Below are 13,022 nucleotides of genomic sequence, written 5' to 3' on the forward strand. Positions count from 1 at the left end.
CTTCATGTCCGTTCTTCCTGCTGAAAACGGACTCTACTAACCTTCAACCGGTACGTCCTATGGGGGGCAGGTCAATGACAATTTGCGCAATGCCGTAGGGGAGAGAGCATGACAGTGATGATCAATGGGAAGGAGTCCCGCATTGGCCTCGCATTGTCCGGCGGTGGATTTAGAGCTGCCGCTTTTCATCTGGGCATGCTGCGAAAACTCCACGCACTCCAGCTGCTTCAGGGTGTTGATTTGCTGACTTGCGTCAGCGGCGGCAGTATTGCCGGAGCAACCCTTGCCGCAAATTGGTCTGAAGGTATCGATACAGCACTGCAGAAGCTCGATACGTATCTCAGAACCAAATCCATCGCCGTGGGATCTGTCCTCAGCGGCATTCTGGATCCCTTCGAGTCACGCCTGGACAAGTTGGCTGAGAGCTACGATCGTGATCTTTTTGGTGAAAAAGCGCTTTCTACTCTGCAGCAAGGCCCTCGGATCTATCTGAATGCGACCAATCTTGCGACGGGTAACATGTTTTTCTTCGTTGCCGGTGGTGGTAGCGCCTCAAAGGCCGAAATGGGGGAGCATGAGCTTGGCGTCGTCGATGCAGGGAGCTTCCGAATCAGCAACGCGGTAGCGGCCTCTTCTGCATTTCCGCCAGTGTTCGGCCCTCTGCGTCTGGATGCAGAGGAGTATCCACCGGCGCAGCAAGTGGGCTATGTGACGCTCACGGATGGTGGTGTTTACGACAACCTTGGCATCAACCCAGGCCTGCGGGTAGAACGTAACAAACTTGACTACCTGATCACCAGCGATGGCGGAAAGCCTTTCACGAATATTTCAGAGCCTACGGAGTCTGGAGCGCTGGTTCTCAAAGCCGCTCTTGACATCTTGATGGAGCAGGTGAGGGGGCTGCAGTTCGATCGTATGCAGCACCGCCATTTGGCGGGCAAGGGCCCTAAACCACTTTGGTTCTCCATCGACAGCACTGAGGGCCAGGCTGTCGCTGGGGATGCGACTTTTGCGTCCTCCATCAGCACCAACCTCAAGCGGCTGAACAGCGACGAAATGACCGTGCTGCAACGCCACGGAGGCGCGCTTGTTGAGGCGCGCCTTCGTTCGTACGCACCTGAGCTCTTATCTGCCGTTTGAGTCGGCCTTTCCCCGAACGAGTCGCGGCCTAGTGAGCTCGCGCAGTTTACAGGAGCCCTGCGATGACGATGATCAAGCCTGGGAAGCAGTCATTCTTGGTCTTGGCCCAAGATCCTGGAATGACAGGTTCGGCTGGTGAGAGGGTCTTCGCGATGGTGGATATCCCCGCAGAACGACTCTCGCCTGGGCCTACGGGATACCGGGTTAAGGTCGTTGACTTCGATGCAGAAGCCGGCGTGCTGTATAAGGCGCACTCGTATCAGGAGGATGCAGAGGGCCGCCTTGTCGATGCATTTTCCGACCAGCTTCAGCCAGCGGGAAGTACGCTGCGCAAGCAGTCGGAAGACCAGTTGTTGGCCAACCCGATGTTTCATGGACAGAATGTCTATGCGTTGGTGATGCGGACGCTGGCTCGCTTTGAATATGCGCTTGGTAGGCGTGTGCACTGGGGCTTTGATGGCCATCAACTTCATGTCGCTCCGCACGCCTTTATCGACGCCAACGCGTTTTACTCGCGTGAGGATCGCGCGTTGATGTTTGGCTATTTCAGTGCAGAGCACGAGCCTGGCCACTTCGTCTTTACCTGCCTCTCGCACGACATTGTCGTGCATGAGACCACGCACGCGTTGCTGGACGGACTCCGAGAAGGATTCATGAACTTCTCTGGCCCTGACCAGGCTGCCTTCCATGAGGGCTTCTCAGACGTAGTCGCCTTGCTGTCGGTGTTCTCGTTCAAGGAGGTCGTCGAGCTTGCTTTGACACGGTTTAAAGATGGCGCTGGCGGTGTTGCTATCAAGAGTAAGGGCCGATCGCTGATTCATCGCAGGGCGCTCACTGCCAGCGCTTTGGCCGATGGTGCCCTCATGGGGCTTGCGGAGGAGTTTGGCCGGGCACTGGGCGGGATGCGGGCGAATGCTCTACGTCGATCGGTGCGAATCAAGCCTTCCCGCAATTTGCTGCATACCCCTGAATTCAGCGAGCCACACACCAGAGGGGAGATTCTGGCCGCAGCCGTGATGCGCACCTTCCTTCAGATCTGGCTGCAACGTATCGAGGAACTGGGGACGTTTGATGACGGGTACTACAACCTGACCGAGGTGGCGGCGGAGGGCGCCAAGGTGGCGGACCACTTGCTCACCATGTCGATTCGCGCCCTGGACTATTGTCCGCCTCTGGACCTGGAGTTTGGAGACTACCTTGCCGCCTTGCTCACAGCGGATGCGGAAATCGCGCCGGACGACAAGCGCTACCACTATCGAGACACCGTGTCGAAGGTGTTCGGCTCTTTCGGGATTGAACCTCCGGCGAGCAGAACGGATAAGCGCGGTTGCTGGACGGGCTTCACGCAGCACCCATTCATTCAATACCGACGGACGAATTTCGAGTCCATGCTGCGCGATCCAGAAGAAGTCTTCCGGTTCATCTGGGAGAACCGGGACGTACTTGGAGTCGACGAACGCTCCTATACGCAGGTGGTCTCCGTGCGTCCCAGCATACGCATTGGACCGGAGGGCTTTCTGTTGCGCGAAACCATCTGCGAGTACATCAGCCGTGCCAACATCTTCGGCGCAGAGCTGGGGACGGTTTGTAACGTGAATCCCCGGCCATCGGGCGTAGACTCGAATACGGCACTGACCGTATATGGTGCTGGCACGCTCGTCTTTGATCAATATGGTCAACTGAAGTACCACATTGCCCGGCAGATGAACGATGGCGACTGGCAGCGTAAACGGCTCGAGTATTTGTTTGGTGAACCTCTGGAGGATAACGAGGTCGGCAATGCTTTTGCCAATCTTCATCGGATGCGGGCGCACTGCGCCTCGTGCAACGAGCAGGGCAAAGGCAGCCGGGCATCATCAAAAGCTCGAACCAAAGGCACTCAACCAGCATCCCCTCCAGCGGGCAAGAGAGGAGGTCCAGCATGAGTACGAAGGGAGGTACTAAGACCAATGCGGCAAGAGCCAAGCCGCCGACGAAGGTACAGGCCCCCAAGAGTCCGACCCACCTCAATTTGTTCGCGTACCAGGTCGGCTTCGGCGACTGTTTTCTGTTGCAGTTTGTCTATGGAGATGGGGATTCTGACAAACGGCACGTACTGATTGACTTCGGCACCACTGGCGCGCCTGAGGCAGACAGTGGCACACTCATGCGGAGAATTGCGGAAGACATCAGAGACAAATGCCAGGGTGCCCGACTGGATGTCGTCGTGGCCACGCATAGGCATGCTGATCACATCAGCGGTTTCGCCACCAAAGCCAACGGCAAGGGATCCGGTGACATCATCCGTGCCCTCAAGCCCCGATTGGTGCTGCAGCCATGGACTGAAGATCTGGCGCTGGCGACGGATGCCTCGGGGCCAACATCCAAAGGGATCAAGGCAAGTGCTGGCAGCATTCGCACTGTGAGTTCTCTGGCGGCCATGACCAGCTTGGCTGAACAGGTCACAAGGTTGGCTATCGAGAGGCCCAACACCTTGCCCCCGGGCTTGGCCGACAGACTGGAGTTCCTCGGCCGAGACAACACGAAGAATCTCTCCGCTGTTGAGAATTTGGCACAAATGGGGCAGGTTGGAAAAAGCGCCTACGCTTACTTCGGTGTGCAGGATCCGCTTGAGGACCTGCTGCCTGGAGTGAATACCCATGTACTGGGGCCACCCACGGTGGAGCAGTGCTCGGCCATCAAAAAGCAACGTGCCACGGACAATGATCAATTTTGGCATTTCCATGCGCGTGGAGTTGCAACAACGAACTCGATCAATGGGAACGGTACCGCACCATTCGATACGGCCTTCGTCAAAGCCAAAAAGGGCAAACTTCCACGAGAGGCGCGCTGGGCGGCGAGACACATTACCAATGCGCGGGGCAATCAACTCCTGGGCATTGTCACTATGCTGGACAAAGCGATGAACAACACCAGCCTCATTTTGCTTTTTGAAGTTGGCGGGAAGCGGCTGCTTTTTCCTGGCGATGCACAACTCGAGAACTGGTCATATGCACTGGAGCAACCTGGCGTCGCGGAACTGCTTGCTGATGTGGACCTGTACAAGGTAGGGCATCATGGCAGCTTAAATGCCACGCCGAAATCACTTTGGAAGGGCTTTAGAAAGCGTGGCAAGCCTGAAAAGACTGATCGCATGACTTCCGTTTTGTCGACAATGGCTGGTAAGCACGGCAGCGAAGGAAAGAAGACTGAGGTTCCCCGCAAAACATTGGTTGATGAGCTAAAGCACGACACGCATTTTCACTCTACTCACGAGGTACCTACGAGTACCCTCTACAGTCACGTACGGATCGATTTCTGAAGGTTCTTTTCTGCACCTCTAGCCGGGGGATGCTCTGCCCACGGTCACGCCACTGACAGCCGCCCGCCTAAAGGGCAATCGTTGCCGCTGGCGATGCCTCTGCAGCGGTTGCCCTCGCTCCCGCACCGAGCATTGAAGCTCGGTTCTTGACTCTTCACAACTAGCTCGCTTTGCCTGCGAGCCGGTCTCTATCAGGGCCGCTCGATGTCCGGGTACAACAGCGACGGCTCGTATGATCCATGACGGTCGCGACCGAAGTCGAACTCGTAAAGCGTGACGGGCTTTAAGACCTGGACATGTCGACCGAGGAAGAACGTGAATGCGTTTGGCGCGGCCACGAAGAGATGCACGCGCTCCATGAGGAGTGCGGGATCGACCTCGCGATCGCTCTTGAGGCGATCGGCCAAGCTCTCGGCGAGCTGAATCGCATGCGCCCCGCACTCGACTACGCTTTGCCCACTGGCGACATTGGGCCGGGCGATCAACACGCGACGAATGCCTGGCAGCTTCTGCGCCACGTACTGACGCACCATGGGCGCGGTATCCCGCGTGATGCTGACCGCGTACGCCGTCCCCTGCCCTTCAGGAGAGACGATTTCCTCCTCGAAGATCCAGGTGGGCCACGCAGGTGAAGGCGGCCGGTCGTTCGGCGACCAGACGACGCGCGTCGGCGAGCGCTGAACGATCTCAATGATACGACCAGACTTCGTATCCAGCACGGCGCCGGCCGCGAACGCGATCGTCGCGTGCGCATCGATCGCCAACCGCAGATGCCCATCCTCTGCCGGCAGCTTCAGCAGGAACTCCTTCAGGCGAGGCTGTAGCGATGCCTTCCAGGCACTCGTGTCACGGATGAAACGATCGTCGAACGCCGGCACCATGTTCAAGGTGTCCTCGCACATGAGTTCGAGCCGATCGGATGCGTGCTCGAAGGTCTTTACGCCATACATGCGCACCGATCTCTCCGGCGCTGCGAGCAGCCCCTCGTCGCCGCACTTCTCCCGGAATGTCTTGCGATCGAACTCGGTTCTCCGCTGACCAACCCACTCGAAGATGTTGCCATCGTAGATCGTGCTGCTCGAATTCGGATCGGGCCGTTTCAACCCCGCGAAGCGGCACGCCACGTCCAGGCGATCACGTAGCATGTCGAGCGAATCGCTCGTGTGCGCGAGGCTGAGCGCGACACCCAAGGAACGCAGTTCTGCTTCGTCGATGCCCAGGTGCGACATCCACAACTGCCGCAACTGGAACATCGCGCTGCGCTCGGTCTTGCCCGTGAACATCTCCTCGATGTTCAGGGTGAACGACTTCATGCGTAGCAGGGTGTGCAGTGGGTCGTCGACATAGGTGCGATGGTTGGTCACCAGCGAGAGTCTTGACGTCCTTCCCTCCGCCCGGTCGTATTGAAGCGCGCTGTAGGCGCGTTGCAGCATCGAGGTCGTCTGGGCGTTGATGAACGCGGGCAGCGTGAGATCCTCGAAGGTGTAGTAGCCGCCCGTGGCGTGCCACTTGCACTGCATCCGCTCCACGAGGATCGCGTTCCCGAACTGGTTCTTCGGCGCGTGCGCGGGGTCGTACTCCACCCAGATGTCGTCGAAGCCGCGAGGGCCAGCTTCGAACCCCACGCGCGTTACCCTGCCCTCGGGATCAAGCAGGTGTGCCGCGTGCATCCAGAACATACGCGCCTGAAACGTGTCCCCATCGCGCCGCGTGACCACTGCCTGCGTCATCGAGTTCTCCCGTCTTCAGCTCAGGGGAAACATCGGACCGAAGAGTTCGCGCCAGGTCCTCAGCGCCTCGCCGTTGCGCCCCTGGCGCACGTGGTTGATGGCAATGCCGGCTTGGCGAGCCGCCTCTTCCAGAGTGCGGCGGGCGTTCGCGATGCGGGTCGCGTCCATCGAGGCGCTGATCGGCGGCCCCAGCCCCGCGGGATCGGCCCAAGTCTCGCCGATACGCTGAGCGAGGGTGGCGAAAAAGGCCTGCATCTCCCGATCAAACTGGCCGCTCCAGCCACCATACAGGCAGTCGAGCGCTATGACCTCGATCAGGAACGACGGCTTCACGGGTTTCTCGCCGTGCTTCTTGTTGTTGTTCCAGTACTTCGCCATCCGCACGAGTCCCTTCCACTCGCTGCCGTATGCGCGGTGCGCATCAACGGCCTTTTCGGCGTGCTTCTGCGGATTGGTCTTGATCCACTTGCCGGTGTCACCATCAGGAATCTCGTAGTCGTCGCCACTATCAAAGGCCGGCACGACATCGACGCTCAGGATCTTGTAGTCGGTCTTGTCCTCCTCCTTCACGTCGACGCCGAAGTCGATGTTGATGGAGCGGCTCTGACGGCGCACCGCCTTCTCGCCATATTTCTCGACGAGCACTTCCTTGTACTTGTCGAGGACGACGCCGGCGGCCTTTTCCCGATAGTGCCGCTCGGCCTGCTTCATGACGAAGAAGATGTCGATGTCCTTGAGCGGCTTGGTCTTGGTGTAGCGGGCGTACGAGCCGGTCAGGAAGTCGCGGTCGATCGCGAACTTCGTGCGCACGAACCCGCGGACCTCCGTGTGCCGCGCGCTCGCGTTCTTCTGCTCGCGATCGTTGAGCTCCAGCCGGGACTTGAACTTGCGGAATGCCTCGTCGACGGTCAGCATCAGGCCTTTCTCCAGTAGGTGGTATTGGCGCTCAGGCCATTGTGTTCGACGGTAGTGCCGAGGCTTTGGCGAACCATGCCGTCGGTCGAGCGCAGGGTGCAACTGCTCCAGCCGTTGACGTCAGGTCGCCCCGGCTTGTTGTGCACCGATACTCTGTAGTCGGCCTGCGCGGGAACAAGCCCGGCTTTCTTGATGGCCCACTTCAACTGCTCGGTGTCGGTCCAGAAAGTGCCGGCCGACACGTCCCACGTGTAGACGACCTCGATGTCCCAGCGGAGCAGTAGGCCGTCGGTCTTCGGATCGAAGATCTCGAGCGTCACGCTCTCGAGATGTCGGGACTCGATCCACGCGCTGAGACCGCGCAGAAGAACGGCCCAGTCGTTGACCAGCTTGGTCGGATCCAGCCCACTCAGCCTGATGATGTCCTTCAGGCTCTTCAGGATGTTGTCGGCCACATAGACCACCGACTGCGTGTACGAGAAGACGGCTACGGCACTCATGATTTCAGGAAGGCATCGACGTTGAGGGACAAGCCCTGGGATTGCGCAGCCGCTTTCTCACTCTCGCCCAGCGTGGCTGTCTGGTCGCGGGCGGTGATCCTCGTGCTCTTGGCCTTAAGCGCACGCTGCACCCATTCGAGATCGTCCGCGGGGCATGGCAACGAAACCGACCAATCACCCTTCAGCGGGTCGAAGCCCAGAGCGTCCTCCTTCGCGTCTGCCCCATCAATCGCGTCTTCGTCGTAGAGGCAATAGACCCGGGTGCGCGGCCCATTGCAGGTAACAACGATGGCGGCGTCCTTGGGTGCGCGCTCGGCGATAATCGAGCCAGCTACGCCGGCGACGGATTGCAGTTCTGCCTTCGCGGTGCCTTCCTTGCCCTGTGTCAGCAGTTCAACGATCAGCGCCCAGGTCTGAGCGGTGTCCCGATGCGGCGAGCTACGGATCACGCGGCTGGCGACGGTGCTCATTTCGCACCTCCCTTGTCGGTCCGGGCTGCCTTGGCGGCCTTGGCTGCATCCAGCAGATCCGTGATCTTCAGTTGCGCCGGAGCAATGGCGACTTCCTTCCGCATGGTGAGCGCCGCAGCGACCGTCTTGCGGATCGCCCGTCCGTCGAGACCGACAACCTCATCCACCACGGCGTTGAACCTCGGGCCGCTTGCCAGGTCGGCGATCGACGGATACGTCTGCGCCAAGCCGTTCAGGCACTCACGCAGGATCTGCTCGCAGGCCGCTGTGCCCGGCATCGGGATCTCGAGTACCAAGTCGCACCGCGACGTGAACGCGGTGTCCACCGCTTGAGGAAAGTTGCTCGTGGCGATAAAGAGCAGGTTGTGGTGCGTCTCCGCGAGAGCGTCCAGTTGAACCAGCACGGCATCGGTGGCGCGATGGACGTCGACGGGGTTTGCCTGCAAGCTCAACTTGCTGCGATCGGCCGCAAGGGTCTCGACCTCATCCAGCAGGACGATGGTCGGGCCGGTGAGCGCGCTCTCCGCGATCGTCTGTGAGAACAGGTCGGAGACAGCCTTCTGAGTCTTGCCCATCATGGCGCTGCCGAGGGCGTGAGGATCGACCTCAAGCAGCCGGAACTTGCTCTTGTCGAACACCGTTGCCGTCTCCGCAGCGAGGCCTTTGGCCAGTGAGGTCTTGCCGGTGCCCGGCTGGCCGACCAGGAGGATCGTGCCGTGCAGCGGGAGAACCGTTCGCGCGACCTTGCTCCGGACCGTGAAGTTAACGATGGCCTGCGAAAGTAGTTGGTCCTTGGTCCTCTTGTCGATCACGATCGATGACCACAGCTCGCGCAAACCGCCGTCGGGGAGCGTCGTGATGCGATGGATACCTTTAGCGTTTTCGGGAGGCGATGACATGGCTGGCTACAAGCGTTCAATGGTGTAAATCGGGCGTATTGCCGCTGTCCCCCTGCCCGTTGCAGAGCCCAGAGAGTGCGGCCACATCTTCTTCACATGTCGAGATCGACTGCTTGAACGTAGCTTATCACATGATCAATATGATTCTATAAAAAGCGTAAATCGATCCCAAAATATCCGCTGATCAAGTATCATTCGGCCATGAGCGAATTCCCAACCAACCGGCGCGCCCAACTGCTGGAACGCCTTCCTCGCGCGCAGCGCGAGAGGCTCTCCCACATTGACTTCAAGCTCTATTTCCTAGGAGAGCTGCGTCGTGCCGACGTCGTCGATCGGTTCGAAACCGGCCCTGCTGGTGCTACCCGCGACATCGCGTTGTACCGGGAGATCGCGCCGGAGAACCTGGAGTTCGACGGGGCGACCAAGACCTATCGGCCGAGCGAAACCTTTGTGCCGTTGTTCGAGCACGCACCGCAACGCGTGCTGACAGCGCTTTCCCAAGGTTTTGGCGAAGGCATCGGCGATCAGTTGCAGCCGATGATCCGGTGCGAGATACCGGCCGCACTTACCCTGCCCAAAATGTCGGTCCTGGCTCCGATAACGCGAGCCATCCACCGCGGCAAGGCTGTTCGACTGGGTTACACATCGGTGGAAACCGGGCATACCGAGCGGGTGATCGTGCCGCTTGCTTTGGTCGACATCGGCCTGCGCTGGCACGTTCGCGCCTACTGCCGCCTCCGGCAAGAGTTTCGAGACTTCGTCTTCACGCGCATGAACAACCCGGCGGTGATAGAGGACAGCGAGGTGCAGCGGGAGGAGTCACCCGACCAGGACGTCCAGTGGAGTCGCATCATCGAACTCGATCTGGTACCTCATCCATCGCACAAGCGTCCCGAGATCATTGCCATGGACTACCCCATGGTCGATGGCGTCATGAAGGTGAAGGTGCGGGCCGCCAATGCAGGCTACATGCTACGCAGGTGGTCGGTCGACTGCTCTCCCAACCATCGTCTGGAAGGGCTTGAGTACGCGCTCTGGTTAAGGGATCCGTTGGCGTTGTACGGGGCGAGCAACGCCCAGCTTGCACCTGGCTACGAAAACCCAAAAGGAAGAGAAACGCCTCGCCCGATCAAGGCGATTTGAGCTATATCGACGCGATTCTCCAGGGGCTGCTTTCGGCCGCCGCTGACACTCCACCAACCTAAGCTGGGCGCCCATACTCAGCCGAAAGCGGTCAACTGGCGCTGTGCCGTGAGCTTCGACTTTTGGTTGATACCGCAGCTGACAGGCTGTATCGGTGGGGAGGACACCTGGGCAGTGATTCCAAGAATGAGGGTCGTATGGCACTCGGGCCAAAGTTGCATCGCAATGGCCGGGGAGGGGCCATAGCATGTTTGGCGCATCGCCCGCACCGGCGAATTTCACCAGCCAAGGTTCGCCCCCGGAGGGGGCAGCATGTTGGTACGAATCTTCCTGAAGGCGATCTCATCAACACACTACTTTTGTGCTTTTTGATCGCACTACTTTCGTGCTGTATCCCAGGGAGCGACGCGTTCAGTGGATCGTCAATTTTCTTCTGGCGGTGAGTTCGAGCTACCGATGCGGGCGCGGGATGCGCTGTGTCGACAAGCCAGTGGCTGTTCTGGTCCGACAGTCTTGTTAAGGTCCTCCGTGGGTGTCCAGTTCAATTCCGACTGCCCTGACGGTCAGCGGTCGGCATCCGTAGCAAAGCGGGCACATCCAGGGCGTTTTCAAATCTGCCCGACAGGCTCGGTGCGAAAGAAGCAGCCAGGCAGGATGGCCTGCTCCAGCATCTCGATGGAGCGCGCTTCCACCCCATGCCGGGCGAAGAATTCGCGCCAGCCTTGGACCACGTCGAGCATGCGCTCGATCAGGGCTTGGGCTTCGTTGGTGGACAGCCCGAAGGCGCAGCAATCGGACAACAAGTTGTAGAGGCTGGCCACCCTGCCAAAGCTCCCGGCTTCCAGCGCCAGGTCGCGGCGTTCTTGCGAGACGAGCGGTACCGGCACGATGTCGTAAGCGGGGGAAAGCCGCCAACCTGCCGGGGTGCGCAGCAAGGCGTGGTTGCGCGGGTGGTCGTCGTTGTTGGTGACCATCGCGTTGAAGAGCATGCGCATGAATAGCTCGCGCCGGTCGTCGTCGGGCTTGGCCGACCAGCGGCGCAGTTCGTCGGCCAGGAGGCGGTAGGACCATCGCTCGCGGCCGGTGTAGCCGTCTTCGGCATCGAGGATGGTGAGGCCGGAGACCAGCCCATGCCGTGCGTAAGCTTGGGCATCCGGATTCCAGTCGCGGTCGAAGCGCAACAGGAGCAAGGCCTCCGCCTGGCCGACACGCTCCAGGCGGGTGTCGCACACACGCAGGCCGGCGGCGCGGGCCAGTTCCAGTGTGGCGTATTCGATGCGCTGCATATTGTGCTGGTCCCGTTTCTCGGGAAACTTGGCCAGATAGATGCGGTGCTGGTCTTCGACGGTGGCTTTGGGCCGCGCTCCGCCCATGCTTGTGCCCGGCTCCAGGCTTTCCAGAACTTCGTGGGGCAGTTTGCCGGTTTCTTCCAATTGCTCGGCAGCATCGACGAGCGCCTGCAACTGATGGGTGCGGTTGAACGGCCTTGATGGTCCGGGCGGTGAGACGGACAGGCCAAAGCGAAGATACCCTGCGCCGTCGTCGGGGCCGTTGAGGAGGTATTCCATTTCGGCGATATCAGCTTCGGGGAGCGCCAGGCGGGCCTGGATGACGCGGCGTCCCCAGGCGTCGGGGCTGGCATCGCGCACGGCCCCCGGAATGCCTTTGAGCTTGGTGAAGTGCAGTGGTCGAGTAGACAGCGGCAGGTGGTAGGGGTCGAGCGCCACGACATTGGGTCGCTCGAGATAGCGCTTGCCATAGGTGAAAGTGCCCTGAAACGCGCCGGCGCCGACTTCGCGGACTTTCAGGGACGCGCAGGGTACCCACTCAAAGGTGCCCGGCAACTGGATGTAGACGTAGCAGGATTTTTCGGTCGCAGCCATGGAGGCTCCGAATCAGAAATCGTTGTCCGGCGCGGAGGCGCGCACGCGCTGCGGCCGCCGGGCGGCTTCGAGGATCTTCCCGTGCTCGTCAGTGTCCGGATTGGCCACTGCGCGCACAGTGTTCAACAGCCCGAGCTTCCACAATACCGCCAGCAGAGTGCCGACGGCCACGCCCGGTTCGCCGTTCTCGATGCGGTAGAGGGTACGGCGCCCAATGCCGCAGGCCTGAGCCAACTCCTGTGTGCTCAGTTGCCGGCGCAGCCTAGCCGTCCGGATGTGTTCCCCCAGTCGCTGGACGGACTGCCGGACTTCCAGAGGCAGAGACTCTGCAATGACCTGAGCCATATCTAACCCGTAAATATATTTAATGGGTCAAATTTTCTCACGGTAGTTTGAGGTGATCAAGCATCATGGGCCAAATATAGCCCAAAAATGTATTTTGCGGGTCAAATCCGGCTCAGGCTTCGCCGCTACAAAGGCTTGGGCTTCTTGCTAGCGCTTCGCTCAGGCTTTCTCGGTTGCGCGATCTTGTCCGGCGTTCGGCATGTTTCCCGTCTTACTGACGTTGTACCCCATGTGCTTTCATGTCGGGGCCACCTGACGCCAGAAACCATCGGTTGCCGGTCACTGCTTACACTTATTCGCCCAGGCACTTCTCTATCTCGTTGACCGGAGGTGGCCCGATTTGGGCATTGCCTGGCCGAGTGCGTACAACGTTTATGTCGTGCCTGAATCCATTGACAACCCCTATCTCGTTGATGATGTGGATCGACCGGCAGCCAATAGGTGCAGATACCCTCGCGTCGGTGCGTAGCCGCACTTTCGCAGTGAAAAGCGAGTGCGACAGACGCCGCTAAAAGCTGGTCCCCTACGGCGTTTGCGGGTGGAGTTTGGTCGTCGGCATGCCGGCCAATTTGCACACGGTGAGACCGGATGACCCGTCTTGCCGAGGATGCAGCAGAGTCACTGATGTTGATCAGAGCCTCTGATCAGGCCTTGCGATGGAGGTAGACATCGGGCGAAACCGTGGCATGATTTGAT

General features: G+C 59.8%; 11 protein-coding genes. 4 read left to right on the top strand and 7 right to left on the bottom strand.

Features of this window, described 5'->3' with window-relative positions; translation table 11 throughout:
* The first annotated feature begins 108 nt into the window (after positions 1–108).
* From C666_RS02075 to C666_RS02085, 3 genes are all read left to right on the top strand, one after another.
* The gene (locus C666_RS02075) at positions 109–1,140 is read left to right on the top strand and encodes a patatin-like phospholipase family protein (RefSeq protein ID WP_004333149.1); all 1,032 of its coding nucleotides are present in this window, start codon (positions 109–111) and stop codon (positions 1,138–1,140) included.
* Between the two features lie 62 nt (positions 1,141–1,202).
* Positions 1,203–3,065 carry a gluzincin family metallopeptidase gene (locus C666_RS02080; protein WP_004333150.1) on the top strand — a complete coding sequence of 621 codons (1,863 nt, stop codon included), beginning with the start codon at positions 1,203–1,205 and terminating at the stop codon, positions 3,063–3,065.
* Positions 3,062–4,441 (top strand): MBL fold metallo-hydrolase, encoded by a 1,380-nt coding sequence (locus tag C666_RS02085; RefSeq protein WP_004333151.1) that lies wholly within the window; start codon positions 3,062–3,064, stop codon positions 4,439–4,441. The genes C666_RS02080 and C666_RS02085 overlap by 4 nt, the downstream gene beginning before the upstream one ends.
* A gap of 191 nt (positions 4,442–4,632) precedes the next feature.
* On the opposite strand, the gene C666_RS02090 is transcribed toward C666_RS02085, so the two are convergent.
* The 5 genes from C666_RS02090 to C666_RS02110 are packed head-to-tail and all read right to left on the bottom strand — an operon-like array spanning position 4,633 to position 8,955.
* Entirely contained in the window at positions 4,633–6,171 is a 1,539-nt protein-coding gene (locus C666_RS02090) for an SAVED domain-containing protein (RefSeq protein ID WP_004333152.1), read from the bottom strand.
* 15 nt (positions 6,172–6,186) lie between these two features.
* Entirely contained in the window at positions 6,187–7,086 is a 900-nt protein-coding gene (locus tag C666_RS02095) for a CBASS oligonucleotide cyclase (protein ID WP_004333153.1), read from the bottom strand.
* Positions 7,086–7,586, bottom strand: a complete 501-nt coding sequence (locus C666_RS02100) for a hypothetical protein (protein WP_004333156.1) — start codon at positions 7,584–7,586, stop codon at positions 7,086–7,088. Before C666_RS02100 ends, C666_RS02095 begins: the two co-directional genes overlap by 1 nt.
* Positions 7,583–8,056, bottom strand: a complete 474-nt coding sequence (locus C666_RS02105) for a CBASS system Cap8 protein (protein ID WP_004333158.1) — start codon at positions 8,054–8,056, stop codon at positions 7,583–7,585. Before C666_RS02105 ends, C666_RS02100 begins: the two co-directional genes overlap by 4 nt.
* Entirely contained in the window at positions 8,053–8,955 is a 903-nt protein-coding gene (locus C666_RS02110) for an AAA family ATPase (RefSeq protein WP_004333160.1), read from the bottom strand. Before C666_RS02110 ends, C666_RS02105 begins: the two co-directional genes overlap by 4 nt.
* A gap of 201 nt (positions 8,956–9,156) precedes the next feature.
* On the opposite strand from C666_RS02110, the gene C666_RS02115 reads away from it, so the two are divergent.
* Complete coding sequence (locus tag C666_RS02115; RefSeq protein WP_004333161.1) at positions 9,157–10,098, top strand: helix-turn-helix transcriptional regulator; 942 nt, start codon at positions 9,157–9,159, stop codon at positions 10,096–10,098.
* A 608-nt stretch (positions 10,099–10,706) separates the two neighbouring features.
* On the opposite strand, the gene C666_RS02120 is transcribed toward C666_RS02115, so the two are convergent.
* Together C666_RS02120 and C666_RS02125 are read right to left on the bottom strand one after the other, a co-directional pair.
* Positions 10,707–11,981 (bottom strand): type II toxin-antitoxin system HipA family toxin, encoded by a 1,275-nt coding sequence (locus tag C666_RS02120; RefSeq protein ID WP_004333164.1) that lies wholly within the window; start codon positions 11,979–11,981, stop codon positions 10,707–10,709.
* Positions 11,982–11,993: 12 nt separating this feature from the next.
* Positions 11,994–12,326, bottom strand: a complete 333-nt coding sequence (locus C666_RS02125) for a helix-turn-helix transcriptional regulator (RefSeq protein ID WP_028792238.1) — start codon at positions 12,324–12,326, stop codon at positions 11,994–11,996.
* Positions 12,327–13,022: the final 696 nt, after the last annotated feature.

The sequence above is a fragment of the Thauera linaloolentis 47Lol = DSM 12138 genome, from assembly GCF_000310205.1.
Taxonomy (GTDB): Bacteria; Pseudomonadota; Gammaproteobacteria; order Burkholderiales; family Rhodocyclaceae; genus Thauera; species Thauera linaloolentis.

What these genes read in the sequence shown, in the direction of transcription:
- C666_RS02075 (WP_004333149.1), top strand. Translation starts at nt 109, where the DNA reads ATGACAGTGATGATCAATGGGAAGGAGTCCCGCATTGGCCTCGCATTG.
- C666_RS02080 (WP_004333150.1), top strand. Translation starts at nt 1,203, where the DNA reads ATGACGATGATCAAGCCTGGGAAGCAGTCATTCTTGGTCTTGGCCCAA.
- C666_RS02085 (WP_004333151.1), top strand. Translation starts at nt 3,062, where the DNA reads ATGAGTACGAAGGGAGGTACTAAGACCAATGCGGCAAGAGCCAAGCCG.
- C666_RS02090 (WP_004333152.1), bottom strand. Translation starts at nt 6,171, where the DNA reads ATGACGCAGGCAGTGGTCACGCGGCGCGATGGGGACACGTTTCAGGCG.
- C666_RS02095 (WP_004333153.1), bottom strand. Translation starts at nt 7,086, where the DNA reads ATGCTGACCGTCGACGAGGCATTCCGCAAGTTCAAGTCCCGGCTGGAG.
- C666_RS02100 (WP_004333156.1), bottom strand. Translation starts at nt 7,586, where the DNA reads ATGAGTGCCGTAGCCGTCTTCTCGTACACGCAGTCGGTGGTCTATGTG.
- C666_RS02105 (WP_004333158.1), bottom strand. Translation starts at nt 8,056, where the DNA reads ATGAGCACCGTCGCCAGCCGCGTGATCCGTAGCTCGCCGCATCGGGAC.
- C666_RS02110 (WP_004333160.1), bottom strand. Translation starts at nt 8,955, where the DNA reads ATGTCATCGCCTCCCGAAAACGCTAAAGGTATCCATCGCATCACGACG.
- C666_RS02115 (WP_004333161.1), top strand. Translation starts at nt 9,157, where the DNA reads ATGAGCGAATTCCCAACCAACCGGCGCGCCCAACTGCTGGAACGCCTT.
- C666_RS02120 (WP_004333164.1), bottom strand. Translation starts at nt 11,981, where the DNA reads ATGGCTGCGACCGAAAAATCCTGCTACGTCTACATCCAGTTGCCGGGC.
- C666_RS02125 (WP_028792238.1), bottom strand. Translation starts at nt 12,326, where the DNA reads ATGGCTCAGGTCATTGCAGAGTCTCTGCCTCTGGAAGTCCGGCAGTCC.